The organism is Lonepinella koalarum (assembly GCF_004565475.1).
Taxonomy (GTDB): domain Bacteria; phylum Pseudomonadota; class Gammaproteobacteria; order Enterobacterales; family Pasteurellaceae; genus Lonepinella; species Lonepinella koalarum.
On sequence record NZ_SRHX01000008.1, the window covers coordinates 38147 to 64155 of the forward strand.

A 26009-nucleotide genomic window follows, 5' to 3' on the forward strand; every position below is an offset into this window, starting at 1 on the left:
ACTGGCTGTCCTTATTGCTATTCTTTTTGCCGTTATTAGGATTTCAATGTTCTGAGAATATCGGCAAAGATTCCTGCGGCAGTCACCGCATTACCCGCCCCATAACCACGCAATAACAACGGAATCGGCTGGTAATAGCGAGTGTAAAACGCCAACGCATTTTCACCGTTTTTCACTTTATATAAAGGATCATCACCGTCCACGGCAACAATAGACACCTTACATTTGCCGTTTTCAATCTGACCCACATAACGCAATACTTTCCCATCGGCTTTGGCTTTTGCTACTCGCTGTGCAAATTCCGCATCTAATTGCGGTAACATTGCCATAAATTCATCGACATTTTTGCCTTCGCTAAAGCCTTTTGGTAGCACACTATCTACTTCAATATCGTCTAATTCAAGGTTTAAACCAATTTCACGGGCTAAAATTAATAGCTTACGTGCCACATCAGTCCCCGATAAATCATCTCTTGGATCAGGTTCGGTAAAGCCTTTTTCACGTGCAAGTGCGGTGATTTCTGATAGAGTTTTGCCCGTTTCTAATTCACCAAAAATAAAGGATAATGAGCCTGATAAAATACCGTTAAATTTCACCACATCATCACCGGCAGCGAGCAGATTTTGTAAGTTTTCAATCACCGGCAAACCGGCGCCCACATTGGTATCATACAAAAACTTACGCTGTGTGCCACGCGAATTTTCACGCAGTAAATTATAGTATTCGAGTTCTCGAGTATTTGCCTTTTTATTCGGTGTCACCACGTGAAACCCTTCACTTAACGCACGCGCATATAAAGCTGGCACAGAATCGGAAGATGTACAATCCACAAAGACCGGATTGACCACATGATGTAATTTAATAAATGACAATAACACATCAAAATCAGAAGGTTGCATCGCATGGGCTAAATCTTCTTTCCAATTGTCCAAATTCAAGCCATTTTCATTGAGCAGCATTTTATTCGAATTGGCTAAGGCACACACTCGGATTTCAATATCCTTTTTTGCTAAATATTCCCGCTGACGTTTAATTTGCTCAATTAACTCGCTACCGACGCCGCCAACGCCGACCAGAAACATATCCACCACTTTTTTGTTATTAAAAAGAGATTGGTGGGTAGCACGTACGGCTTCAATGGCTTTATTTAAAGGTACCACGGCAGAAATAGAACGTTCCGAAGATCCTTGTGCAATCGCCACAATACTAATATTCGCACTGGCTAACGCAGAAAAAAAGTTAGCCGCAATCCCCTTGGCTTGTTTCATGCCATCGCCAACCACTGAAATAATAGATAAATCATGGCTCACTTCCACAGGATCAAGGGCTTTGGACGCTAATTCATTGGCAAATTCCACATTTAAAGCAGCTTTAGCTTTATCCATGGCTTTGGTTGGCACACAGAAACTAATGCTATATTCAGAAGAAGATTGGGTAATTAAAATCACCGACACACCCGCTTTTGACATAGTAGAAAACACTCGCGCGGCCATGCCGACCATACCTTGCATACCTGCGCCAGACACATTAAACATGGCGACATTATCCAAATTGGTGATCCCTTTCACTTGCAAACCATTAGATGCACGTTCTTCTCCGTCAATGATAGAACCTGGAGCATCCGGGTTGCCGGTATTTTTGATTAAGCAAGGAATTTTCGGTTCTACCAACGGTCCGATAGTGCGTGGATGAATCACTTTCGCACCGAAATAAGACAACTCCATGGCTTCACGATAAGAAAGGCTTGGTAATAAGCGCGCATCTGGTACTAAACGAGGATCACAAGTAAATACACCATCTACATCCGTCCAAATTTCACATACACTGGCATGTAAACAGGCTGCCAAACAAGCCGCTGAATAATCTGAACCATTACGGCCTAACAGCACGAGTTCGCCTTTTTCATTACCCGCCGTAAACCCAGCCATAAGTACTACATTTTTGGTTGGGATTGAACTAGCATCAACACGTTTAGTAGATTCGGCAATATCGACGCTACTTTCTAAATAGGAACCATTGGCTAATAATTTTTGTACCGGATCAATTAAGGTCACCTGATAACCACAGGCTTCAAACCAAGCTTTCATCATCGCAATAGATAACTTCTCACCACGACAGTCAATGGTCGCTTTCACCGCATCATCTACTTTACCTGCTTGGCGAATTTCCGCATCTAATTGTTTAATTTGAGCAAATTCTGCATCAATTAAGGATTTTGTACCAGCCAAATCAAATTTATTATTTTTTTCATGTAATCCATTGATAATATTATAGAAAATATCAAGTGCTTCACTAAAATGATCTTCGGTAGGTTGGTTTAGACTGGCTTTTTCTGAAATGGCGACAAGGTGGTTGGTGATTTTAGCGGGTGCCGATAAAACCCCCGCTGCCTGTTCTTCTAAATGGGCTTTTTCAATAAGCTCTGCTGCTTGTAAAAAACGTTCAGGGTTAGCTAAAGAAGTGCCACCAAATTTGAGTACTCGCATAATGTTTCCTTAATGTTGTGAATATTTAAAATTTTGTATAAAAAAACCCGCACTTTTAACCAGTTGCGGGTTTCGTTGAATCTTATTACGCACTAACCCGCCCCATTAATCGTCATAATAGTGGTGGTCATAATCATCATTGCAAAAGTGCGGTTTAATTGCATTCGTTTTTTCCGAAATTTCTAACTGATGCTAGAAATACCGAAATTTTTTAGGATTGTCAAATAGAAAATAAAAAAATAACACTAAAAATTATCCTTGATGCTTATTTTTTAGAAATCAGCTAAAATAGATTCTTTAAATTGAAAATTATTGAACACAGACAACAATGCAAATTCAAGATAATTTAATCCATATTCACCAACAAATTAGTCAAGCCTGCCAACAAACGAATCGGTTAGCGGATTCAGTACAGTTATTAGCCGTATCAAAAACCAAAACTGTACAAGATATTCAACAAGCTATAAATGCTGGACAACAGGCTTTTGGCGAAAATTATGTACAAGAAGGCGTGGAGAAAATTCAATATTTTGCGCAAAAAGGCATTCCTTTAACTTGGCATTTTATCGGTCCGTTACAATCCAATAAATCACGTTTAGTGGCAGAACATTTTGACTGGATGCAAACCCTTGATCGTGTCAAAATTGCTGAACGATTAAATAAACAACGTCCAATGGGAAAACCACCGTTAAATGTCCTTATTCAAATTAATATTAGCGATGAAAACAGTAAAGCCGGTATTCAACCGAAAGAAATGTTGGGGTTAGCAAAACACATTGAAAATTTACCTCACTTACGTTTACGTGGATTGATGGCAATTCCCGCCCCAACAGATAATATGCCCCAGCAAAAAATGGCATTGAGTGCGATGTATGTTTTATTTGAACAACTAAAAAAAGCTTTTCCTGAACAACAAATTGACACGCTCTCAATGGGTATGACCAGTGATATGGAAACGGCGATTGCTTGTGGTTCCACGATGGTACGAATCGGTACGGCAATTTTTGGTAAACGTCATTATTCGACTAACTAATTAACAAAATTATGTTATAATTTACTAATTTAACCCTATATTAATTTAACACAATAAACATGAATATTCGTTGGACAGTTATTCTCGCTATCATTACATTGATCTTATTAGGCTGGTTTTATTCGTTAAATCAGACAGATAGTGAATTAGCTGAATTAATTAAACAGGAAGAAAGCCCTGAATACGTTGGGAACAAAATGAATACCGTGATATATTCTCCCACTGGTGCCAAACAATATGTAGCATTGTCTGAAAAGGTGGAATATTACGAATACGATGGACATACGGATTTCTACACCCCGATAGTCTATTTATTTGACATTCAACACGAAAAAATCCAACAAACAGAAAGTTGGAAATTGAGTGCGAACAAAGCCACATTAACCAAAGATAATATGTTGTATTTAGACGGTAATGTGTTGGGTGAAAGTTTATTGCCACAGTCTAAATTACAGCGTTTTGAAACGGAAAGTGCGGTGGTTAATTTGACTACGCAAGATATTAGTTCCGATAAACAAGTAAAAATTAACGGTTTAAATTTTACCTCTATAGGATTGAAATTAACCGGTAATTTACAACAACAAGTCGCCACATTGAAAGAACAGGTGAAAACTCACTATGAAATTAGTAAAACAAATGATGAAACCGATGAATCCCAAAATGAACAATAGAATTATGCTATTAACCGCGTTAATAATGACGTCGGTATCTGCTTTTGCATTAAAAGATGATACTAATCAACCGATTAGTATTACATCTGATAATCAATCCTTAGATATGGAAAATAGCGTAGTTACGTTTACCGACAATGTGGTGATTACCCAAGGCTCCATTTTAATTAAAGCCAATAAAGTCACTATTACTCGTCCGCCAGAAAATTCTGGTAAAAAAGAAACAGTGGAGGCTTTTGGTAGCCCTGTGAGTTTTCACCAATTGTTAGATGACGGCAAACCGGTGGATGGCAAAGCCAATAAAGTCCATTATGACTTAGGCGCGGAATTTTTAACCCTAACAGGCAATGCGGAACTCAAACAGTTAGACAGTCAGATTAATGGTGAACGTATTACTTATGATGTTAAAAAACAACAACTTAAAGCAAATGGTTCAAACGGAACCCGAGTTAAAACCATATTAATTCCAACCCAGTTAAACGATAACAAAACGAAAAAATAAGGTAAGCGAAGATGGCCGTATTAAACGCTGAGAACCTAGCAAAAAGTTATAAAAGCCGCAAAGTCGTCTGTGACGTGAGTTTCACCGTGAAATCGGGGGAAATCGTAGGATTGCTTGGACCAAATGGTGCAGGTAAAACCACGTCTTTCTATATGGTGGTTGGATTAGTGCGTCATGATGAAGGCAAAATCAGCATTGATAATGAAGATGTCAGTCTGTTACCTATGCATAATCGGGCACAAAAAGGAATCGGTTATTTACCACAAGAAGCCTCTATCTTTCGCCGGTTAAGTGTGTATGATAATTTAATGGCAGTATTAGAAATTCGTAAAGATTTAAATTCCGTACAACGTAAAGACAGAGCGGATGAGTTAATTGATGAATTTAATATTGGACATATTCGTGATAATCTAGGGCAATCTTTGTCAGGCGGTGAGCGTCGCCGAGTGGAAATTGCGCGTGCCTTAGCGGCTAATCCCAAATTTATTTTGTTAGATGAACCCTTTGCCGGAGTTGACCCCATTTCGGTAATCGACATTAAGAAAATCATTACAGATTTACGTAATCGTGGTTTAGGCGTGTTAATCACTGACCACAATGTGCGTGAAACCCTTGATGTGTGTGAACGTGCTTATATTGTGAGCGCCGGGCATATGATTGCTACGGGCACACCAAGTGAAGTGATGAATAACGAACAGGTTAAACGTGTTTATCTTGGTGAAGAATTTAAATTATAAAGAAGAAAACCATGGCAAAATTTACCGCACTTTTACGTCCTGAAAATATTCGTCAAGGCGTTATTTGTTCAAGTAAAAAAACGGCATTAGAAATGGTGGCTGGTATTTTAGCTAAACAAGCAAATGTTGATGAAGTTGAATGCTTTGAAAGTCTATTTAATCGAGAAAAATTAGGTTGCACAGCACTCGGTAATGGTATCGCTATGCCTCGAGCTCGTCTATCACAAGGAGATAAGGTATTTGCGGTATTTTTACAATTAAATACTCCTATTGATTATGAAGCAGCAGATAAACGAGAAGTAGATTTAATTTTAGCCGTGATTATTCCTGAACAACTTTGTCAAACTTATACTCCAATTCTGGTAGAATTAAGTGAAAAATTAAAAGACAAAACTCTGGATAAACAGCTTAGATCCGCGCAAAGTGCGGAGGAAATTTGGCAAATTTTTCAACATTTTGATGATCATAAACAAGAAAATATAGATTCAACAACATAGCCACATTATTGAGAGAATTTATGGAATTGATTATTGTTAGCGGACGCTCAGGAGCAGGAAAATCAGTTGCTTTACGTGCTTTAGAAGACATCGGCTATTATTGTGTCGATAATTTACCTATTGAATTACTCCCTCAACTAGCCAAAATTCTCTCAAAAAACCAGCAGCTTGCGGCGGTGAGTGTCGATATTCGTAATCTCCCTGATTCAGCAGAATCCTTAGAACAAAGAATTATTCAGCTATCAGAACAACATCAAGTAAAAATTATTTTCTTAGATGCGGATCAGGATGTGTTAATTCGACGCTACAGTGATTCTCGTCGCCCTCACCCACTTTCATCGATCAAAGATATTTCCCTTGAAGTCGCCATTAATGCTGAACGTGATTATCTTGAACCTTTATATCAGCAAGCCAATATCATCATAGATACCACGGAATTATCCACCCACGAGCTGGCTGAAAAATTGCGAAAGTTCTTGCGTGGTGAAAATAATAAAGCACTTAAAATCGTGGTGGAATCCTTTGGCTTTAAATATGGTATTCCTCTTGATGCGGATTATGTATTTGACGTACGTTTTCTCCCCAACCCCCATTGGGATCCCTCTTTACGCTCAATGACTGGCTTAGAACAACCCGTCATTGACTTTTTGCAACGACATACCGAAGTGCATAATTTTATTTACCAAACACGTAACTTTATCGAAACTTGGCTCCCAATGTTAGAGAACAACAACCGCAGTTATTTAACCATTGCCATTGGTTGTACTGGTGGAAAACATCGTTCAGTGTATATTGCCGAACAAATTGGCAAGTATTTTAAAGATAAAGGGAAAAATGTATCAATTCAGCATAATTCCTTGAAGAACCATAAATCAAATTAAAAGTGCGGTGGAAATTTTCGTTATTCTGTCGTGCTTGCCCCAAATTTTTTCAAACTAGCAATGTGATTGTATAAGTTTATCCAATAATTATAGAAATAGATGATTATTGAGTGTTTATTGATAGGTTGATATTTTAACTTTTCAAGGCTGGTACTGACAGAATGTTGATAATCTTTTCTGTTCTGTTACAATCAAGTTCTGAGATTCGCCCTGTCTATTAGAATATTGCCAAAGGCTATTATCACTATGAACTTGAAACATATGCGTTATTTTTTGGCTGTCGCACAGGAAGCCAATTTTGGTCGAGCGGCACAGCGCCTACATATCGCACAGCCTCCTTTAACTCGTCAAATTCGTGCTTTAGAAGAAGAGTTGGGTACAGATCTGTTCGTTCGTACAACCAAAGGAGCAGAATTGACTGAAGCAGGAGAAGTACTACTGGCTGAGGTACCCAATATACTCTCCTTGGTTCAACGTGCTAAAGAACAGACCCAACTTGCCAGCCAAGGAATGCTTGGTCGCTTGGATATTGGTATTTTCAGTTCTGGCGTACTATATGTTATCCCGCAATTATTGGCACGTTTTCACGCCCAACGCCCGGGGGTACGTATCGGTTTGCACAATATGACTAAGTACGAGCAAATAGAAGCGCTACGTGAGCGACGTATCAGCATTGGTTTTACTCGTTTTACACCACAGGAGGACGACATTGCAGTAGGCACTATATTGCAAGAACCCTTTATGGTTGCCCTATATGAGGACCACCCGCTCTGTCAACAAACACTGATTAAGCTGGCTGATTTAGCCGGCGAGTCTATTATTCTCTATCCCAATTTTCCCACCCATGGTTTGGCGCAAGAAGTCAGACAGGCTTTTGAGCACGAAGGGTGTAATTTAACGGTCGGTTGGGAAACGGAGGATTTCATTACGGCTATCGCTCTAGTTGCTAGCCGTCTCGGACTTTGTATTACGACCGCTTCTGTCGCCAATTTAAATTTGCCGGGCGTGGTTTATCGTCCTTTAATCAGCAAATATCTACAATATATAGAACTCAACTATTTGTATCGACACAATGATAATTCTCCCGCGTTGCGGGCTTTTCTGGATGTTGTGCAGCAGTATCAGCATAGTGAATAATCACAATTATTACGACCGATTTTACGCTGTTTTTCCTGCTAAATTTCCTTACATTTTAGGTATCAAGACAAACAAAAAAAAGTATTGGATTCATCTTATAATCAAAATTATAGTGAGTAGTGCAGTACTTTTAATCATCTTATTCCAATACCTAATGGAGGATACATGAATACTACATTTTCTCAAAACACCTTACCCCCTGAACCGATCTTTGATATTGCCAGCATTTCTGCGTTTGAGCTGTTTTCGCCCAATGTTGATGAAACAGTTTGGTTCTTTAAAGACTTACTTGGTATGATCGAGACTGGTCGCGATGGTGAATCCGTTTACCTACGTGGTTGGCAAGATCCCTATAAACATTCGCTGAAAGTGACTTATCGTGACCAACCGGGTATGGGTTACACCGCTTGGCGAACCACTAGTCCACAAGCTCTTGAAAGACGAGTAAAATCTATTGAATCTTCAGGTTTGGGACGCGGTTGGGTCGAGCCCGAAGGCGGTATTGGCCGTGCTTATGAGTTTACTTTGCCAGATGGTGCCGTGCTACGGATTCATTGGGACGTGGAGTATTATCGTCCTGAGCAAGAGGAAAAAAGCGTGGTACTCAATCGTATTCAACGCCGTCCTTTACGTGGTATTCCTGTACGTCGTCTCGATCACATCAACATTCTTTCTCATAATGTAAGCGAGAATCACCACTTTTTACGTGAGCATTTGGGGTTAAAACTCAGTGAACACATTGTATTTAGTGACAATACTGAAGTCGCTGCTTGGTTAAGATGTATGCACCGTTCTCATGACATAGCACTAGTACAAGACGCTGCGGGTCCCGGTGGACGATTACATCATGTGGCTTTCTTATATGGTAACACGCAACATTTAATGGATATTTGTGAAGTGGTAACGGATTGCGGTTTAGAAATGGAAGCGGGTCCTGCCTCGCACGCAGTGAGTCAAGCGCAATTTGTGTATGTACTTGAACCGGGTGGCAATCGCATTGAATTGGTTGGTGTACCCGGCTATATCATTGAAGATCCGGCTTGGGAACCTGTGGTTTGGAGCCAGGACCAATTAGATAATGCAATTATTTGGTATGGTGCACCGTTGCCAAAAGAATTTGATACTTATGGTACACCGCATTATGGACCAACTAACTATCGTACACCGAATCGTTATATTGCCGCCGAAGCCGCACATTTGCTTGGCAAGAAATAAAATTTGTATTCGGTCAAAACTAACACTCAAGTCATTGCTTGAGTGTTTTTTATGTGCTGTCTTTATCACAAATACCAAAAGTGCGGTATATTTTCACCGCACTTTTTTGCAACAAAAGGACTAAATCCTACACAGAATTTAGTCCTTAATTTTAGATACGATATTTTAGCGATTTTTCAATAAATCCAACGCCACATCCACAATCATATCTTCTTGACCGCCGACCATGTGGCGTTTGCCGAGTTCAATCAGAATATCCATGGTTTTTAAGCCATATTGTTTAGCTGCTCGTTCGGCATGACGTAAGAAACTGCTGTACACGCCTGCATAACCTAATGCAAGAGTTTCACGATCCACGCGTACTGGACGATCTTGTAACGGGCGCACTAAATCATCGGCGGCATCCATTAAGCGATATAAATCACAACCATGATTCCAGCCCATACGTTCTGCGGTGGCAATAAAGATTTCTAGTGGGGCATTGCCTGCCCCTGCCCCCATGCCCGTTAAACTGGCATCCACACGGTGACACCCTTCTTCCACAGCAACAATGGCATTGGCAACGCCTAAGCCCATATTGTGATGGGTATGAATCCCAATTTGAGTTTCAGGTTTTAGTGTGTCACGGACGGCTCGCACCCGTTGACGAATATCGTCCATGACCATTGCTCCGCCTGAATCCACCACATACACACAACTTGCCCCATAACTTTCCATTAATTTAGCTTGTTGAGCTAATTTTTCTGGCGTGGTCATGTGGCTCATCATTAAAAAGCCCACAGGATCCATGCCTAATTCTCGGGCATATTCAAGATGTTGTTTAGACACATCGGCTTCGGTACAATGGGTTGCCACACGCACGACTCTCGCCCCCGCTTGATAAGCGGCTTTGAGATCATGCACTGTACCAATTCCAGGGAGTAACAAGGTGGCAATGCGAGAATGACTGATAACATCGGCGGCGGCTTCAATCCATTCTAAATCCGTATGGGCGGCAAAGCCGTAGTTAAAACTAGAACCTTGTAAGCCGTCACCGTGGGCGATTTCAATGCTATCTACTTTAGCTTCGTCCAAGGCACGAGCAATTTGTTGTACTTGTTCAATACTGTATTGATGACGTACCGCATGGCTACCGTCACGCAAGGTCACATCGGAAATATAAAGTTTTTCTGTACTCATGGCTTATTTCTCCGTATTAAGTAATGACTGTGCCATACGTTCTGCGGTGGCAAGAGCAGCACTGGTCATAATATCCAAATTGCCTGCATAAGCAGGAAGATAATGTGCTGCCCCCTCTACTTCAATGAAAATAGAAGTTTTTAAGCCAGCCACACGTCCCAATCCCTCAATAAAAACAGGTTTTTCAAGGTGTTCAAATTGGACTTGTTGTTTAAGGCGATAACCTGGTACATAGCTTTGCACCGCCGCTGCCATGCGTTCAACAGATTCTCGAATGGCTTGTTCATCGGCTAGATCGCTTAAGGTATACACCGTATCACGCATCATTACTGGCGGTTCAGCTGGATTGAGTACAATCATGGCTTTACCTTTCTCTGCTCCACCGATGACTTCAATGGCTTTAGAGGTGGTTTCGGTAAATTCATCAATATTGGCTCTTGTGCCAGGTCCAGCACTTTTACTGGAAATAGCCGCCACAATTTCCGCATAATGCACCTTGGTCACTTGCGACACCGCTGCCACCATTGGAATAGTGGCTTGACCGCCACAGGTAACCATATTCACATTTTGCTGATTGACATGCTGTTCAAGATTCACTACTGGCACACAATAAGGACCAATAGCCGCTGGGGTTAAGTCAATTAAACGAATATTCGGCTTAACGGCTCGCAAGGCAGCATCATTTTTTACATGCGCAGTGGCACTGGTGGCATCAAACACAATATCAATATCGGCAAATTCGTTCATTTCAATTAAACCTTGCACGCCTTGGTACGTAGTCGCTACACCCAATTTGGCAGCACGAGCCAAACCGTCTGAATTGGGATCAATTCCTACCAATACGGCGGCTTCAAGATGTTTACCATGGCGTAAGATTTTCATCAGTAAATCGGTACCAATATTACCGCTACCAATAATAGCGACTTTAATTTTCTTTTCACTCATTTTTGCACTCCATTTTTAGGCGAGAGTTAAGCTGATTTTTGAGCAGATAGCGAAAATCCTGCCCGTCCCAAATATTGCATTTCCACTTCAATATATTGACCAGATTTAATCCATTCCGCTGGCGTTGCTCCGCCTGCTAAAATAATATCGCCTGCTTTTAAAGGTTCACCCGCCCCCGCTGCTAAACGAGCCGCCGCCACTAAAGAACGGATCGGATGCCCAAGCAAAGCAGCCGTTGATCCCACATGCAATGGGCGACCGTCAATGCTCATCACAAGACCAAGATTGCTAAAATCAATGGTCGGTGAATGCCAACTACCGACTACAAAACCACTAGAAGAAGCATTATCGGCAATCACTTCGGGCAAATTAAATTTAAAATCTTTATAGCGAGAATCAATCACCTCCAAGGCTGGTGCAATGGCTTCCACCGCACTCAAGGCTTGTGCATTCGTCACTTGTGCCGGCAAATCTTTTTTCAGCAAAAATGCCAATTCAGGTTCAACCCGAGGATGAATAAAGCGATTTACTTCTACTTCAGAGCCTTCTTCAATTTGCATAGTATCGGTTAAACGTCCCCAAATGACATCGGATAAGCCCATTTGGATCATTTTGGCACGGCTGGTAAAGCCCATTTTGAAGCCTACTTGACGTTCACCACGGGCTAAACGTCGCCCAATGGAGAGTTTTTGAATATAATAAGCCTCTTCTAAAGTTAGTTTTCCTTCGCTGTCAATCTGTGCAATTTCTTGGCAGTTGAATGCAGCTTGATCCACAATCTGTGCAAAATTTTCTAAATGACTCATGGCTTATTTCTCCTCTGCATTATCGTTTTCAAACACCGCACGTACTGAACCTAAACCCTCAATATGGGCTTCAAAGCGTTCACCTGGTTTCACGGCTGCCATTGGACCTAACGCCCCTGAAAGTACCACATCGCCAGCTCGTAATGGTGTACCTAACTCTGTCATGGTGCGCGCCAACCAAACTACGGCATTCAGCGGATGACCTAAACAAGCAGCGCCTGCTCCAGTAGAAACAGGTTCACCCGCACGGAACATCGCCATACCTGCCAACCGCAGATCCAAGCCACGCATTGAATAAGGCGTACCGCCCAATACATAAGCACCAAAGGATGCATTATCCGCCACAGTATCCACCAAACCGATATTCCAATTTTCAATACGGCTACCGACTACCTCAATAGCAGCCACAGCATAATCTATCGCCCCTAACACATCGGCAAAACCGGGACGTTCATGGGGTAAATCACGCCCAAGTACAAAAGCAATTTCTGCTTCCACCTTAGGTTGGTGCAAAAGCGAGAAAGGAATGGGCTGACTGTCACCAAATGCGAGATCATCAAATAGAGTACCAAAGTCAGGTTGATCTACGCCTAATTGTTTTTGCACCGCAACAGACGTTAAACCTATCTTACGTCCAGTAATACGCCGTCCAGCTTGTATCGCATGTTGTGTATTCGCGGCTTGAATTGCATAGGCATCTGCTAACGTCATGTTTGGATATTGCTCACGTAATGGCGTAATAAAACGCCCTGTATTTGTCGCCCCACGCAAAGAGGCTGCCGCCTGTTCAATGGTCTTCGCATCTAAATTTAAGCTCATTTTGATTCTCCTTTCGCCGCATCACGCTCGGCTTTACTTTGGTTTCCCACAATCCAGTGTGTTGCAGGAACTTGATTGACCACCACACGAATACTTTCCAGCGGTGCACCCAATTTAGTATGTGCAACCTGTGCGATTTCTTTTGCACATTCAGTTACAACCTTATCATCACGCCCCTCAACAAGGGTAATCTGTATTAATGGCATATCATGACCTCCACGAAATAAAAGAAAAATAGAATATTGATGAGAACATTATCAAAAAAACAGAGATAACTGTCCAATACCAAATTTCCTTTGAGTGATACTAAAGCGGTATTAAACCGTATTCAGCATCTATTCATAATTACTATTTGGTTTCAACAACTACAATCGTAGTGCATGCTACAATTGTAAAAAACAGCGTTATTTATTACACGAAGTGATCAAGAAATAGCTTTCCAGTCATCCATTAGATCTAGAAAACACCTCTCAATATATATTACGGAATAAATTGATACTTATTTTGAAGATAAAGATATATCAGTGATGTATAACTGTTTCAAAAATAAAAAAATCTGCACCTTAATTAGCTATTAATCTAACTTTTGGGGAGCAGATCATTTTCAAGTCTTTGTTAATACATAATTACAAGTTATTAATTGGCTTCAAGTAAAATTGTTTTAATTTTCTCTTCTTGCTCTTTCGTTAAAGGGGAAGCCGGTGCTTTTGTATAAAGTGACATATCTAATCCACTTGAGATTTTTACAGCCGATTTTATTGCCACAATAAACAATGGTGTTATTTGATACAATTGCATTAGATATGAAATTTTCTTACCCATTTTCTCCATTGTAACAAAGTCTTTAGCTTCAAACGCCTTATGAAATTGAACAAAATCCTCTGGAATGACATTTGTCAGTCCACAAAGTACACCATCTCCTCCTGATATTCTATTGACTAAATAATATTCATCAAACCCAGATAATATAGAAAAGTCAGGACGAATAGGTTTTATTTTTTGGCATAAACGGCGCGTATGACTAATATTATCAACCGTATCTTTAATACCTATAATATTTGGATATTTTTCTGCAAGCTCACAAACCAACTCAGGTGTCAAATCATTTCCTGTACGATCAGGGAAATTATACAACATGATAGGTAATTTCACTGCCTCCGCTACTTTAGCAAAGTAAGAAACTGTTGATTGTTCATTGAGCCCAAAATAATAAGTAGAAACAATATTTAATGCATCCACTCCTGCTTTCTCAGAATAACGTGCTAAGTCAAGGACATTATCAAGAGATGTGTCACCAATACCAATAATAACTTGTGTTCGTTTATTCACAACTTTAACGACCCAATCAATAAACTCTTTCTTTTCTGCTAATGAGATACCATAAAATTCTCCTAGACTGCCAAAAAATAATAATCCATTTAATCCTGCATTGATTAATCTATTAATATGTTTTCCCATATTTGGATAATCAATTTTCCCATCATCAGTCATAATTGTGATAACAGGAGAGTTTACGCCTTCAAAAATCATAATAATTTCTCCAATTTAATATTTAAATTTCATCTTTCTAAATTAGTTAAAGAAACACATCTAAGCATAACAGCATGATTAGACCTAATATTGATAATATTGTGGACATAAATGTCCAGGTTGCAAATGTTTCTTTAAGCGTTAAACCAAAATATTCTTTAACCATCCAGAAACCTGCATCATTAACATGAGAAGCTATTGAACTTCCCGCACCGGTTGCTAATGTCACCAATGCCAGATTTACATCATAATTACTTAAAATTGGGACAACCAATCCCGCAGTGGAGAGGGCAGCAACAGTTGCGGATCCTAAGGCAATACGAAGAATCGCAGCAACTCCCCAAGCAAGTAGAATCGGTGATAGTGAAGTACCTACAAACAACTCACCGATATAATTACCTACACCACCCACAATAAGTACTTGTTTAAAAGCTCCACCGCCACCAATAATTAAAAGCATCATTCCTATTGCAGAAATAGAAGCATAACAACTACCCATAATATCTTTTATTGATATATTTCTTGCGATACCCATAGTGTACATCGCGAGTAAAATGGAAATCAACATTGCAATTGAAGGGTTCCCAATAAAACTGATAGTATTGGAAATAAAACTTCCTTTACTAAAGATCCCTGAAGCAAATGTAGCAATCATCATCAAAATAACAGGTAACATAGATGTAAGTAAACTTACACCAAAACCAGGCATTTCATTATCTTTAAATGTTTTTTGAGTACCTAGTGCTGTAATATCACCCACCTTTTCAAAAGCAGATGGAATAATCTTTTGTGAGATTTTAGTAAATAAAGGACCACAAATAATGACTATTGGAATTGCTATAATACAGCCATAAGTGAGTACACTACCTAAATCTGCCCCATATTCACCGGCTATGACTGTTGGACCTGGATGCGGTGGTAAAAAACAGTGTGTAGCAAGTAAAGCAGATAACATTGATATACCTAAATAAAGAGGATTTACTCTCATTTCCCTAGCGACAGAGAACACAATCGGAATTAATAACACTAATCCAACTTCAAAGAACATTGCAATACCAACTATAAAAGATGCGATAAAAATTGCCCACTGGATTTTTTGTTCGCCAAATTTATTAATTAAAGTTAAAGCAATGCGTTGTGCACCTCCTGCATCTGCTACAAGTCTCCCTAACATTGCCCCAAGTCCAAATATAAGGGCAATATGTCCTAATGTACCACCAATACCACTTTCAATGGTAGCTGCTACCTTTTCCACTGGAATACCAAATGCTAATGCAGCTCCTGCAGAAACAATGATTAATGCAATAAAAGTATTCATTTTCCAAATAGAAATAAGTAATATCAAAATAACTACGGCAATAGCTGTTATAAGTAAAGGCATATAAATTCTCCTCTATAATCCAAATAATGGTCATTTCATTAAAGTTTTTTTACCAGCTTCTAGGACTTCAATGATTCTATCAACATCATAAACATTACCACGCCATGTCCCCCCACTAACTTCTTGTAATGCAGCCCATAAACGTGTATCTTCAGGAAGATCTTTATCAGCCCCTACGTTTTCATGTGTTTCGCGTTGTGCTAATACTTGAGCTCCTTCTTCATAAGTAAGTTTTTGATTTTCAGTACCAATGAAATTTAAACTACCCTCTAGTTTCACTGTATCAACAATAATTTCCACAATGTCACCATCCCTTAATTTACCGATTGGTCCTCCTGCTAATGCTTCCGGGCCGACATGACCGAAACAAGCCCCTGTAGATACTCCTGAGAATCTAGCATCAGTGATTAATGAAACATGTTTTCCAAAAGGTAAATGTTTTAATGCAGAAGTTAATTGGTAAGTTTCTTCCATACCAGTACCTTTTGGTCCTCCTCCCATGACGATCATAATATCGCCTGATTGGATTCGACCTGGCTCTTTTAATGCTTTAATAGCGTCTTTTTCTGAAACAAATGTTTTTACTTTAGCCGTATGTCTAAAAATTTTGTCTTCACCAATTACACTTGGATCAATTGCTGTTGATTTCACAACAGCGCCTTCAGGTGCTATATTTCCGATTGGGAAAGTAACTGTCGAGCCAATACCTCTTTCTTTTGCTCTTTTTGGAGTGAAAATTACTTCATCCGGAGAAACTCCTGTCGTTGCTTGAAGATGTGTACGGCAATTATGACGACGTTCTGATTGCTCCCACCAATCAAGATTTTCCCCCAATCTACTACCAGTTACCGTGAGAACATCTTCATGGAGCAGACCAAGTTTACGCAAATGTAACATGACCTCAGGCACTCCCCCCGCCATAAATCCATATACCGTTGGGTAATTTACAGGTCCAATTGGCAACACGCTAACTAAACGTGGAACTTCTTTGTTCACTTTAGACCAATCTGCCACTTGAGGCATTTTCAAGCCAGCAGCATGAGCAATTGCTGGTAAATGGAGAAGTAGATTTGTAGAACCCCCAAAAGCAGCATGTAATACCATGGCATTTTCAATAGCTTTATCTGTTAAAATATCCTTAGTCTTTATTCCTTTTACGACTAATTCCAATGCAGCTGTAGCCGAGTTACGAGCTATTTCATACCAGATCTCTTCACCGGATGGAGCTAAAGCAGAATGGGTAAGTGATAGTCCCAAACTTTCTGCAATAACTTGAGAAGTACCTGCTGTACCAAAGAATTGGCAACCACCACCTGCCGAAGCACAAGCACTACACCCTACACGAGTAGCATAATCAAAAGAAATTTCATTATTAGCATAACGAACACCTATAGTTTGTACCGTACCTAAATCTTCACCATTATTTGGTGCTAATGTGGCACCTCCAGGAATAAGAATTGTAGTATCATTTTTCTGCCCAGCAAGAGCCATCATCATCGCAGGTAATCCTTTATCGCAACTTGCAACACCAATCACGGCTTTTCTTGTCGGTAATGAACGAATTAAACGTCGCATTACTATTGCGGCATCGTTCCGATAAGGTAACGAATCAAACATACCAATAGTACCCTGACTACGACCATCACAAGGATCTGTCACGAAAGCTGCATGTGGTACTCCCCCCATTTGCTTGATGACATCCGCAGCTTCTGACATTAATAGGCCTAATTCAAAATGACCGTTATGTAATCCCACTGCTGTTGTAGTCCCATTGTCTCGACGAATCCCTCCCTGAGTACTAATGATCATAAAATCACCATTTGCTAAAGTATCAGGATTCCATCCCATACCTGCATTTACCGTCATACCAAATATATTTCCACTTGGTGCTGAACGTAAAAACTCGGGTGTTAGAGGTAATTTCCCATTTGGTCCATCTGCATGAGTTCTTGCGTTAAAGATCTTTGGATCTTGATTTGAAAATAATGTTTCAATAGACATAAATCTCTCCATACAATATTTTGTTTGTATATGCGTTTTATTAATTCGTATATGCGAATTAAGCGCAATAGTACTTAAGCTATTTCTATATGTCAACAAGAAAACGGTACCAAAAATTGATTTAATTCATTTATGTGATCTAGATCACAAATTACAAACATCCAAATAATGTCGATAATGACCAACAATAGGTACTATAGAAGCATCTGGAGCTTATTGATGAAATTGCTATTTTTAGTAAGTCCATTTATAATGAATCGAAACTTTTTAAGGAAAGATAACGCGTAGAATCAACGAAGGTAAAAATATGTACCATAAACCAACTGAGCGTGTTCTAAGTGTTTTTACACACCTTGCCAACTGGCGAGAAGGGAGAACTTTGACTGATTTGGCAAATAGTCTAAATATTCCCAAAAGTACTATTTCACCAATATTGCAAGAAATGGTGTATCAAAATTATTTATATTTAGATAACCAAACAAATAAATATCATATTGGTATTACCACTCACGCAATAGCTTCTTATTATGATCCGCTCCAAGAAATATTTACTCATATTCAGCGAGAAATGAAAAATATTACAGCAAAAACAAATGAAATTTGTCAGTTGGGTATTTTAGAAGGTCCAAATGTGTTATATATTGCAAAAGAAGAACCAACAAGTAATTTAGAAATTCAAATTATTTCTTATGTTGGAAAACTAATACCCGCATATTGCACGGCCTTAGGAAAATCACTTCTTGCAGGTTATGACATATCTCAATTAAAAGATCTGTACCCCAATGGGCTGTTAGCCCAAACAGAAAATACAATTACAGATATAAATAAGTTGAAAAAACAATTAGATAATTTCTCAGTAGAAAATATTTTTTATGAGGAAGAGGAAGTAACACCTTATCTATGTTGCTACGCTACACCAATTAATCTGCATAATAATCAGAGAATAGCCTTAAGTATCAGTTTGCCTGTTTTTAGAGTGAATGAAACAAAAAAAACGTTAATCAAAAAACTTTTACTACAGGCGAGAGAAAAGTTTAATGTAATTAATAAAGAATTATCAGTTTAATTTTTTGTAGCTTGAGTTATTTTTAGTCTTCGTGCAACTACTATAATGCTATAAAAATGAGTGAAATAAGTGTCTTTCCACTATCTCTCAACATATGGACAACAACAAAAAACTCACTAGTTAGAAAGAAATACGGTGGAAATTTTAAGATTTTCCACCGCGCTTTAATTAAGTCTACTTTACAAAATTATTTCACAACCCCACCACTCGCCTGTAAATCCGCATGATAAGAAGAACGTACGAAAGGTCCACAAGCCGCGTGTTCAAATCCCATGGCTTCGGCTTTTTCGCGTAGTTCATCAAATTCTGTTGGCGGGACGTAACGTGCTACTGGTAAATGATGACGGCTTGGTTGTAAATATTGTCCCAGGGTGAGCATTGTCACGCCGTGATTACGCAAATCTTGCATTACTTCTAAAATTTCATCATTAGTCTCACCCAAGCCTACCATTAAGCCAGATTTAGTGGGTATATTAGGGAATTGTTGTTTAAAGCCTTTGAGTAATTTTAATGACCAATCATAATCTGCGCCCGGACGGATTTCACGATATAAGCGTGGTACATTTTCCAGATTATGGTTAAACACATCTGGTGGATTTTCTTTTAGAATGTCAATTGCTTGTTCAATTCTCCCACGAAAATCAGGTACTAGAATCTCAATTTTAGTATTTGGATTCAAAGCCCTAATTTCACGCACCGTGGCAGAAAAATGAGCCGCACCACGATCGGTTAAATCATCACGATCGACCGAGGTAATCACCACATATTTTAATCTCATGTCCTGTACGGTTTCCGCGACTTTGCGTGGTTCATCAGGATCTAATGGCAACGGTTTACCATGTGCTACATCACAGAATGGACAACGACGAGTACAGATCGCGCCCATAATCATAAAGGTCGCTGTACCATGATTAAAACATTCATGTAAATTCGGGCAAGAGGCTTCTTCACACACTGAGTGCAAACCGTGACGACGCATACCATTTTTAATGCTATCAATTTTTGCCGAATTCGCTGGCAATTTAATTTTCATCCACGACGGTTTTTTTAATAATTCCTGATCGGGATCGATATTTTTGACTTGAATAATTGACGTTTTAGCCGCATCACGGTATTTAACGCCACGTTCCATTTTAAACGGAGTACCCATTTACTATCCTATCATCTATTTTAAACAAAAGTTTAATTGTTAAAAATTTGTTGCATATTATAGCCTAAAATTTTGCTAAAGTGTGCAACTAATTTTGGCGCAACTTTCTCACAGGTAGCATCTGTAGGATCAATAAAATCTGCTAATTGACACATTTCCAGCCCAGCATAACCACAAGGGTTAATATAGTGAAACGGCTGCAAATCCATCTTAATGTTTAACGCTAAACCATGAAAGGAACAACCTTTACGAATCCGCAAACCAAGAGAACAGATTTTTTTCTCAATACCCTGACAATCCACATATACACCGGGGGCATCTGCTTTAGGGTAGGCTTGTACGCTGTAATCTGCTAAAGTTTTTACGACAGATTGTTCTAAAGCAGTAACTAAATGACGAACGCTAAGATCTCGTCCCGCTGCTTTGTGACGTTTAATATCAATCAATACATACATCACCTGTTGCCCCGGTCCGTGATAAGTAATCTGTCCACCACGATCCGACTGTACCACGGGAATATTGCTCGTTTGCAATAAATGCTCAGGTTTACCGGCTTGCCCTTGGGTAAAAACCGGATTATGCTGTACAAGCCAAATTTCATCCGCAGTATTTTCATCACGTTGATCAGTAAATGCCTGCATTTGATGCCAAACATCTTGATAATCCTGTCTGCCAAGTTGACGGATAATTAATGGAATATTCATCCTTTTTCTCCACTAAATCTATAGCACCATTCTCACACCATCAATTTTTGCTAGTTCCACATAAAGGGTTTCCACTTGCGCAATATTTTCCGCAATAATATCAATAGATACGGAATTATAAGTACCTTTCGAGCTAATGTGTTGGCGTGGGTTGTAATCCCCCTTGGCGTATTTTTGTGTTACGACGACGACATCATCCATTAAGTCTGGACGATTTTTCCCCACTACTTTGAAAGTAAAAGAGCAAGGGAAGTTTAACAAATCTTTTAATTGTTGCTGGGGAATATCGGCTAAATTAATTTCTTTTACGTTAATATCGGTCATATTTTTCCTTAAATTTTAAAAAAAAGCACCGCACTTACATCAAAGTGCGGTAGATTCTTCATAAATTTTTCTTATTTTATTCTTTAAAACAAACTTTTAATTGTCAAAATTAGCCAATCCCAAGCACGCCCAAAGATACCGGCTTCACCCACATCTTTCATCACTTGAAGATTAACCGTCGCAATATCTTTACCGTCTAATTGATAAATTACTTTACCAACGTTTTGTCCTTTCACTAACGGTGCTTCAAGTCCTTTGCCGTCATATTCAACACGCACTTTTAGATCCGTTTGGCGACCTTTTGGAATGGTGATAAACCCATCTTGTAACACCCCCACAGCGACTTTATTTTCATCACCATAATAAACCGATTTTTCTTCGATAGCCTTATCGGCTTGTAAGGTTTTTATGGATTCAAAATTATTAAAACCCCATTGTAATAATTTCTTACTTTCCACCTCACGACCTTTATACGTCGCTACGCCCATGACCACAGAAATTAACCGCATTTCACTATTATTTATGGCAGAAGCCACTAAATTATAGCCTGCTTGATCCGTATGTCCGGTTTTTATACCATCCACATTAATCGTTTTATCCCACAATAAACCATTGCGGTTCGGTTGTTTAATTTTATTAAACGTGAAATCCTTTTCCGCATAAATTTTATATTCTTCAGGTAAATCACGAATAAGATGCGCACCAATAATCGCCATATCGCGGGCAGATGAATATTGATTTGGATCATCTAAACCATGTGGTGTAGTGAAATGGGTATTTTTCAAACCAAACTGTTCCGCATATTGATTCATCATTTCAATAAATTTATCTGTTGAACCAGCCACGTGTTCTGCTATGGCAACACAAGCATCGTTGCCCGACACCACAATAATCCCACGATTTAAGTCGGAAACAGAAACCTGTTGATTTAAATTTAAGAACATTTGTGATGAACCGGGGAAATTTTTCCCCCATGAACTTTCACCGATAGTCACCGTATCTGTTGAACTAATTTTACCTTGTTTAATCGCATCCCCCACCACATAACTGGTCATCATTTTGGTTAATGACGCAGGGTATTGACGTTGATCAGGATTTAAGGTTGCCAACACAGCACCTGAATGATAATCCATTAAAATATAGGTTTGAGCATTAATTTGTGGTGGGCTAATACCAAAATCCACATCAGCCACACTAGTAAATGATAAGGATAATAAACTGGCAGCCAATGCTATTTTTGTTTTTTGGGTTAACTTTTTTAACATACTAATACTCCTTTAATATTTAATTTCGAACTAGGTGTAATTTTTCCACTTTCACATTTGCCACTCCCGACGAAATCATGCCAAGTTGTGATGCAGCCGAGCGAGACAAATCAATCACTCTAGATTTGGTGAAAGGTCCACGATCATTAATTCTCACCACTACTTGACGATTATTTTTTAAATTCGTCACTAATACATGAGTGCCTATCGGTAATGTCCTATGTGCAGCGGTTAATTTTGTGCTATTGTAAATTTCACCGCTGGCAGTACGATTACCGTGAAATTTTTGGTGATAATAACTGGCTTTACCGGTTTTTTCATAATGTGCTGATCCAGTAGATATATTGGTATATTTTTTACCATTCACCGTATAAATATTTTTATCATTGATCTTTGCGATCTTAGCTAAATTTACTGTAGGCGTGCTTTTTGTCGCTTGCGCAGAAGATGTACAAGAGGTTAAAAAAAACGCTAAACAGATTGCTAATAATAGTTTAAATTTATGCATAAATCTCTCAATTTTATTAAATACCATTTTATATAGAGTCACTTAAAAGGGATTTAGTTCCCTTCCCCATAAAGAGTTTTCGTTTTATGAGTATGAATTGACATCACGATGCCAAATCCAGCCATTAATGCAACAAAGGATGTACCGCCATAACTCACCAGTGGTAAAGGCACACCCACAACGGGTAAAATGCCACTCACCATGCCAATATTGACGAAAATATACACGAAAAAAATTAAAAAAGTTGCCCCGGTTAAAATACGCCCAAAAGCATTTCTTGCTTGAGCCCCCATAACCAATCCACGGCTAATAATGAAAAAATAAATGGTCAATAAAATTAACACACCAATTAAACCATATTCTTCACTTAATACCGCAAAAATAAAATCCGTATGCGGTTCAGGTAAAAATTCTAACTGAGATTGGGTACCTTCCATCCAGCCTTTGCCCCATATTCCGCCCGAACCAATGGCAATTTTTGATTGCAAAATATGATAACCCGCACCTAAAGGATCTTTTTCAGGATCAAACAAGGTTAACACCCTTGTGCGTTGGTAATCATGCATCAAATAAATCCACATAATCGGAATAAATGCCGCCAGCCCTAACACCGCAGTTAAAATAATCCACCAGCTCATACCGGCTAAGAATAACACAAAAATACCAGATGCGCTGACTAAAATAGCGGTGCCTAAATCTGGTTGAATAGCAACCAATAAGGTGGGAAAAATAATCATCATAAAAGCGACTAAAGTCTCTTTCCAATTAATCGGCTGTTGTCGATTTCCCAAGTAAACCGCCACCATCAGCGGAACCGCCAATTTAACGATTTCAGATGGTTGGAATCGAACGACCCCTAAATCTAACCAACGTTGCGCTCCTTTACTGGTGGTTCCAATTAAATCCACTAATACTAACATAATCACCCCCGCAATATATAAAATAGGCGCAATTTGTTGATAAAATCGTGGGGGAAGCTGTGCCATAATAAACATCACTACAAAACCTAAAATCACTTGAATGACACGGCTACGAAACATCACTTCACTGCCACCAGACGCACTATAAAGTACTAATAATCCATAACCTGAAATCACGAGCAAGCCGATTAATAACCAAAAATCAAGGTGCAGTTTTCCCCATAAGCTAGGAATTAATGATGGTTTCTCATTCATTCTGTCATCTCTATTTCTGTTGCATTTTGCACCGCACTTTCAGCATTAATACTCGGTTCGGCATTATCAGGTGCAACGGATTGTTGTAGTTGATTAATTCTTGGTAAACGTTGTAATAAATAATAATCCATCACTTGACGCACGATGGGTGCCGCATTACTCGAACCGCCACCAGCATTTTCTAAAATCATTGCCACCACTACCTTAGGATCATCATAAGGTGCATAAGCCATAAACCAAGCATGGTCATGCAAGAATTTTTTTAAATTACGTGCATCATATTTTTGCCCTTCTTTTAAACTAAACACCTGAGCTGTGCCCGATTTACCCGCGGCATCATAAGCCGCTCCAGCAAATGCCTTACGACCCGTTCCCGATGCGCCATGAATCACGCCAAACATACCGCGTTTAGCCGCTGTCCATGCACCTTCTGTCGGCTCCGTAATATCTTCATATAACAGCGGATCTTTATAACGTTCTAGCGATGAACCATTAATTTCTTTCATTAAGTGTGGCGTATTTACTCGACCATTATTGACTAATACAGCAAGCGCCTTAGCTAATTGTAATGGTGTTGCCGTCCAATAGCCTTGACCAATCCCCACTGGAATGGTATCACCTATTACCCAAGGTTTTTTATAACGCCGTTGTTTCCATTCACGATCAGGCATAATCGCCGCAGTTTCTTCTTTAATATCTATTCCCGTCGGCATACCAAAACCAAATTTTTTCATCCACTCGGATAAACGATCAATACCTAATTTATAAGCCACTTGATAAAAATAAGTATCAGAAGATTCAGTAATCGCTTTTTGCAAATCCGTATTACCATGCCCCGATTTTTTCCAGTCACGGAATTTTTTGGTGCTATTTGGCAACATCCAATAACCTGGATCGAAAACTGTGGTACCAGAGGTAATCACATTTTCAGTTAACGCTGCTACAGCAATAAAGGGTTTTACCGTAGAAGCCGGCGGGTAAGCTCCCTGTGTTGCGCGACTATATAACGGACGATCTTCATCATCTAACAAACGTTTATAATCTGCGCCAGAAATACCGCCTACAAATAAATTATTGTTATAACTCGGACTAGATACCATCGCCAAAATACCGCTATCTTTCGGATCTAACACCACCACCGAGCCTTTTTGCTTACCTAACAAATCCATAATAAATTGTTGTAACGGCAAATCAATGGTGAGATGAATACTTTTGCCCGCAATCGGTTGTTGCTCGCTCAGTTTACGAATCACTTTACCACGGCTATTAATTTCTACCTGTTCATAACCCGGTTTACCGTGTAATTCATCTTCATAATAACGTTCAATCCCCAGTTTACCAATATCCGTGGTGCCGGCATAATTTGCATCTTTTTCTTCTTTCTTTAGTCGTTCCGCATCTTTATCATTAATTTTCGACACATAGCCTAAAATATGGGTCATGGCTTCGTCATATAAATAATTCCGCTTAAAATAAGGTCGAATATCCGCACTTGGATAGTTATACTGATTCACCGCAAAGCGAGCTATTTGTTCTTCATTTAAATTCGGTTTTAAAAGAATCGGCGTATAACGGGTTGAACGACGACGTTCTTTCTTAAATTGTTCAATATCTTCATCCGTTAATCCCACCACCATGCGTAATTCTGCAAAAGTGCGGTCTAAATCCTCCACTTTTTCTGGCACAATATATAAGCCAAAAAACGTCAGATTTTCTGCCAATAAGGTACCATTACGGTCATAAATCAAACCACGCGTGGGGGCAACGGGTAATAATTTAATTCGATTACCATTCGAACGTGTTTGATATTTATCAAAATCCACCACTTGCAAATGATATAAATTTGTCAGCAACACGGCAACTAATACTAGCGTACCGATAAAAGCGATCAACGCCCGACGCACAAATAAATTGCGTTCTGCCCGATTATCTCGAATCGGTTCGTGGCGTGGTTTAGCAAATAAAGCCGAGAATAATTGAGTTAACCAATGCATAGC

General features: G+C 39.3%; 25 protein-coding genes. 9 read left to right on the forward strand and 16 right to left on the reverse strand.

Annotated features, from left to right (window positions below; all coding sequences use genetic code 11):
* Positions 1-35: 35 nt before the first annotated feature.
* Positions 36-2486: a bifunctional aspartate kinase/homoserine dehydrogenase I gene (gene thrA / locus E0709_RS09920; protein ID WP_132302644.1), complete on the reverse strand. Its 2451-nt coding sequence runs from the start codon at positions 2484-2486 to the stop codon at positions 36-38.
* 328 nt (positions 2487-2814) lie between these two features.
* On the opposite strand from thrA, the gene E0709_RS09925 reads away from it, so the two are divergent.
* The 8 genes from E0709_RS09925 to E0709_RS09960 all read left to right on the forward strand — a co-directional run bounded on the left by E0709_RS09925 (position 2815) and on the right by E0709_RS09960 (position 9159).
* Positions 2815-3519: a YggS family pyridoxal phosphate-dependent enzyme gene (locus E0709_RS09925; protein WP_132302643.1), complete on the forward strand. Its 705-nt coding sequence runs from the start codon at positions 2815-2817 to the stop codon at positions 3517-3519.
* Between the two features lie 59 nt (positions 3520-3578).
* Complete coding sequence (gene lptC, locus E0709_RS09930; protein WP_132302642.1) at positions 3579-4190, forward strand: LPS export ABC transporter periplasmic protein LptC; 612 nt, start codon at positions 3579-3581, stop codon at positions 4188-4190.
* Positions 4180-4692: a lipopolysaccharide transport periplasmic protein LptA gene (lptA, locus tag E0709_RS09935; RefSeq protein ID WP_132302689.1), complete on the forward strand. Its 513-nt coding sequence runs from the start codon at positions 4180-4182 to the stop codon at positions 4690-4692. Before lptC ends, lptA begins: the two co-directional genes overlap by 11 nt.
* Before the next feature lie 11 nt (positions 4693-4703).
* The gene (lptB, locus tag E0709_RS09940) at positions 4704-5429 is read left to right on the forward strand and encodes an LPS export ABC transporter ATP-binding protein (protein WP_132302641.1); all 726 of its coding nucleotides are present in this window, start codon (positions 4704-4706) and stop codon (positions 5427-5429) included.
* Between the two features lie 11 nt (positions 5430-5440).
* A complete protein-coding gene (gene ptsN, locus E0709_RS09945) occupies positions 5441-5926 on the forward strand; it encodes a PTS IIA-like nitrogen regulatory protein PtsN (protein WP_132302640.1) in 486 nt (161 codons plus the stop codon).
* Between the two features lie 20 nt (positions 5927-5946).
* Positions 5947-6807, forward strand: a complete 861-nt coding sequence (gene rapZ, locus E0709_RS09950) for an RNase adapter RapZ (RefSeq protein ID WP_132302639.1) — start codon at positions 5947-5949, stop codon at positions 6805-6807.
* Positions 6808-7053: 246 nt separating this feature from the next.
* Positions 7054-7944 carry a LysR family transcriptional regulator gene (locus E0709_RS09955; protein WP_132302638.1) on the forward strand — a complete coding sequence of 297 codons (891 nt, stop codon included), beginning with the start codon at positions 7054-7056 and terminating at the stop codon, positions 7942-7944.
* A 165-nt stretch (positions 7945-8109) separates the two neighbouring features.
* Positions 8110-9159 (forward strand): VOC family protein, encoded by a 1050-nt coding sequence (locus E0709_RS09960; RefSeq protein WP_132302637.1) that lies wholly within the window; start codon positions 8110-8112, stop codon positions 9157-9159.
* 165 nt (positions 9160-9324) lie between these two features.
* Here the strand turns inward: E0709_RS09960 and dmpG are convergent, their stop codons facing one another.
* The 8 genes from dmpG to E0709_RS10000 all read right to left on the reverse strand — a co-directional run bounded on the left by dmpG (position 9325) and on the right by E0709_RS10000 (position 17820).
* On the reverse strand, positions 9325-10338 hold the full coding sequence (dmpG, locus tag E0709_RS09965) for a 4-hydroxy-2-oxovalerate aldolase (RefSeq protein WP_132302636.1): 1014 nt from the start codon (positions 10336-10338) through the stop codon (positions 9325-9327).
* Between the two features lie 3 nt (positions 10339-10341).
* The gene (locus tag E0709_RS09970; RefSeq protein ID WP_132302635.1) at positions 10342-11283 is read right to left on the reverse strand and encodes an acetaldehyde dehydrogenase (acetylating); all 942 of its coding nucleotides are present in this window, start codon (positions 11281-11283) and stop codon (positions 10342-10344) included.
* 26 nt (positions 11284-11309) lie between these two features.
* A complete protein-coding gene (locus E0709_RS09975) occupies positions 11310-12089 on the reverse strand; it encodes a 2-keto-4-pentenoate hydratase (RefSeq protein ID WP_132302634.1) in 780 nt (259 codons plus the stop codon).
* A gap of 3 nt (positions 12090-12092) precedes the next feature.
* On the reverse strand, positions 12093-12908 hold the full coding sequence (gene mhpD / locus E0709_RS09980; protein WP_132302633.1) for a 2-keto-4-pentenoate hydratase: 816 nt from the start codon (positions 12906-12908) through the stop codon (positions 12093-12095).
* Entirely contained in the window at positions 12905-13114 is a 210-nt protein-coding gene (locus E0709_RS09985) for a tautomerase family protein (RefSeq protein WP_132302632.1), read from the reverse strand. The genes mhpD and E0709_RS09985 overlap by 4 nt, the downstream gene beginning before the upstream one ends.
* Positions 13115-13544: 430 nt before the next feature.
* On the reverse strand, positions 13545-14438 hold the full coding sequence (locus E0709_RS09990) for a dihydrodipicolinate synthase family protein (RefSeq protein ID WP_132302631.1): 894 nt from the start codon (positions 14436-14438) through the stop codon (positions 13545-13547).
* Between the two features lie 46 nt (positions 14439-14484).
* The gene (locus tag E0709_RS09995; protein ID WP_132302630.1) at positions 14485-15819 is read right to left on the reverse strand and encodes a gluconate:H+ symporter; all 1335 of its coding nucleotides are present in this window, start codon (positions 15817-15819) and stop codon (positions 14485-14487) included.
* Positions 15820-15849: 30 nt separating this feature from the next.
* Positions 15850-17820: a YjhG/YagF family D-xylonate dehydratase gene (locus E0709_RS10000; RefSeq protein WP_132302629.1), complete on the reverse strand. Its 1971-nt coding sequence runs from the start codon at positions 17818-17820 to the stop codon at positions 15850-15852.
* 307 nt (positions 17821-18127) lie between these two features.
* Between E0709_RS10000 and E0709_RS10005 the strand changes: the two genes are divergently transcribed.
* On the forward strand, positions 18128-18886 hold the full coding sequence (locus E0709_RS10005; protein ID WP_132302628.1) for an IclR family transcriptional regulator: 759 nt from the start codon (positions 18128-18130) through the stop codon (positions 18884-18886).
* Between the two features lie 187 nt (positions 18887-19073).
* On the opposite strand, the gene lipA is transcribed toward E0709_RS10005, so the two are convergent.
* From lipA to mrdA, 7 genes are all read right to left on the reverse strand, one after another.
* Positions 19074-20036: a lipoyl synthase gene (gene lipA / locus E0709_RS10010; protein WP_132302627.1), complete on the reverse strand. Its 963-nt coding sequence runs from the start codon at positions 20034-20036 to the stop codon at positions 19074-19076.
* Between the two features lie 32 nt (positions 20037-20068).
* Positions 20069-20740, reverse strand: coding sequence for a lipoyl(octanoyl) transferase LipB (lipB, locus tag E0709_RS10015; protein WP_132302626.1), 672 nt, complete (start codon positions 20738-20740; stop codon positions 20069-20071).
* 18 nt (positions 20741-20758) lie between these two features.
* Positions 20759-21064 (reverse strand): DUF493 family protein YbeD, encoded by a 306-nt coding sequence (gene ybeD / locus E0709_RS10020; protein ID WP_132302625.1) that lies wholly within the window; start codon positions 21062-21064, stop codon positions 20759-20761.
* An 83-nt stretch (positions 21065-21147) separates the two neighbouring features.
* Positions 21148-22329 carry a D-alanyl-D-alanine carboxypeptidase family protein gene (locus tag E0709_RS10025; protein ID WP_132302624.1) on the reverse strand — a complete coding sequence of 394 codons (1182 nt, stop codon included), beginning with the start codon at positions 22327-22329 and terminating at the stop codon, positions 21148-21150.
* Between the two features lie 19 nt (positions 22330-22348).
* On the reverse strand, positions 22349-22837 hold the full coding sequence (locus tag E0709_RS10030) for a septal ring lytic transglycosylase RlpA family protein (protein ID WP_132302623.1): 489 nt from the start codon (positions 22835-22837) through the stop codon (positions 22349-22351).
* Between the two features lie 53 nt (positions 22838-22890).
* Complete coding sequence (rodA, locus tag E0709_RS10035) at positions 22891-24012, reverse strand: rod shape-determining protein RodA (RefSeq protein WP_132302622.1); 1122 nt, start codon at positions 24010-24012, stop codon at positions 22891-22893.
* Positions 24009-26006 carry a penicillin-binding protein 2 gene (mrdA, locus tag E0709_RS10040; RefSeq protein ID WP_132302688.1) on the reverse strand — a complete coding sequence of 666 codons (1998 nt, stop codon included), beginning with the start codon at positions 26004-26006 and terminating at the stop codon, positions 24009-24011. Before mrdA ends, rodA begins: the two co-directional genes overlap by 4 nt.
* Between the last annotated feature and the right edge of the window lie 3 nt (positions 26007-26009).

Bases quoted from the DNA above. Each gene is read 5' to 3' on its own strand.
- lptA (WP_132302689.1), top strand. From the start codon at position 4,180: ATGAACAATAGAATTATGCTATTAACCGCGTTAATAATGACGTCGGTA.
- mhpD (WP_132302633.1), bottom strand. From the start codon at position 12,908: ATGAGCTTAAATTTAGATGCGAAGACCATTGAACAGGCGGCAGCCTCT.
- ybeD (WP_132302625.1), bottom strand. From the start codon at position 21,064: ATGACCGATATTAACGTAAAAGAAATTAATTTAGCCGATATTCCCCAG.
- E0709_RS09985 (WP_132302632.1), bottom strand. From the start codon at position 13,114: ATGCCATTAATACAGATTACCCTTGTTGAGGGGCGTGATGATAAGGTT.
- E0709_RS10005 (WP_132302628.1), top strand. From the start codon at position 18,128: ATGTACCATAAACCAACTGAGCGTGTTCTAAGTGTTTTTACACACCTT.
- lipB (WP_132302626.1), bottom strand. From the start codon at position 20,740: ATGAATATTCCATTAATTATCCGTCAACTTGGCAGACAGGATTATCAA.
- E0709_RS09990 (WP_132302631.1), bottom strand. From the start codon at position 14,438: ATGATTTTTGAAGGCGTAAACTCTCCTGTTATCACAATTATGACTGAT.
- rodA (WP_132302622.1), bottom strand. From the start codon at position 24,012: ATGAATGAGAAACCATCATTAATTCCTAGCTTATGGGGAAAACTGCAC.
- lptB (WP_132302641.1), top strand. From the start codon at position 4,704: ATGGCCGTATTAAACGCTGAGAACCTAGCAAAAAGTTATAAAAGCCGC.
- mrdA (WP_132302688.1), bottom strand. From the start codon at position 26,006: ATGCATTGGTTAACTCAATTATTCTCGGCTTTATTTGCTAAACCACGC.
- ptsN (WP_132302640.1), top strand. From the start codon at position 5,441: ATGGCAAAATTTACCGCACTTTTACGTCCTGAAAATATTCGTCAAGGC.
- E0709_RS09955 (WP_132302638.1), top strand. From the start codon at position 7,054: ATGAACTTGAAACATATGCGTTATTTTTTGGCTGTCGCACAGGAAGCC.
- lptC (WP_132302642.1), top strand. From the start codon at position 3,579: ATGAATATTCGTTGGACAGTTATTCTCGCTATCATTACATTGATCTTA.
- E0709_RS10000 (WP_132302629.1), bottom strand. From the start codon at position 17,820: ATGTCTATTGAAACATTATTTTCAAATCAAGATCCAAAGATCTTTAAC.
- E0709_RS09995 (WP_132302630.1), bottom strand. From the start codon at position 15,819: ATGCCTTTACTTATAACAGCTATTGCCGTAGTTATTTTGATATTACTT.
- E0709_RS10025 (WP_132302624.1), bottom strand. From the start codon at position 22,329: ATGTTAAAAAAGTTAACCCAAAAAACAAAAATAGCATTGGCTGCCAGT.
- E0709_RS09975 (WP_132302634.1), bottom strand. From the start codon at position 12,089: ATGAGTCATTTAGAAAATTTTGCACAGATTGTGGATCAAGCTGCATTC.
- E0709_RS09925 (WP_132302643.1), top strand. From the start codon at position 2,815: ATGCAAATTCAAGATAATTTAATCCATATTCACCAACAAATTAGTCAA.
- lipA (WP_132302627.1), bottom strand. From the start codon at position 20,036: ATGGGTACTCCGTTTAAAATGGAACGTGGCGTTAAATACCGTGATGCG.
- rapZ (WP_132302639.1), top strand. From the start codon at position 5,947: ATGGAATTGATTATTGTTAGCGGACGCTCAGGAGCAGGAAAATCAGTT.
- E0709_RS09960 (WP_132302637.1), top strand. From the start codon at position 8,110: ATGAATACTACATTTTCTCAAAACACCTTACCCCCTGAACCGATCTTT.
- dmpG (WP_132302636.1), bottom strand. From the start codon at position 10,338: ATGAGTACAGAAAAACTTTATATTTCCGATGTGACCTTGCGTGACGGT.
- thrA (WP_132302644.1), bottom strand. From the start codon at position 2,486: ATGCGAGTACTCAAATTTGGTGGCACTTCTTTAGCTAACCCTGAACGT.
- E0709_RS09970 (WP_132302635.1), bottom strand. From the start codon at position 11,283: ATGAGTGAAAAGAAAATTAAAGTCGCTATTATTGGTAGCGGTAATATT.
- E0709_RS10030 (WP_132302623.1), bottom strand. From the start codon at position 22,837: ATGCATAAATTTAAACTATTATTAGCAATCTGTTTAGCGTTTTTTTTA.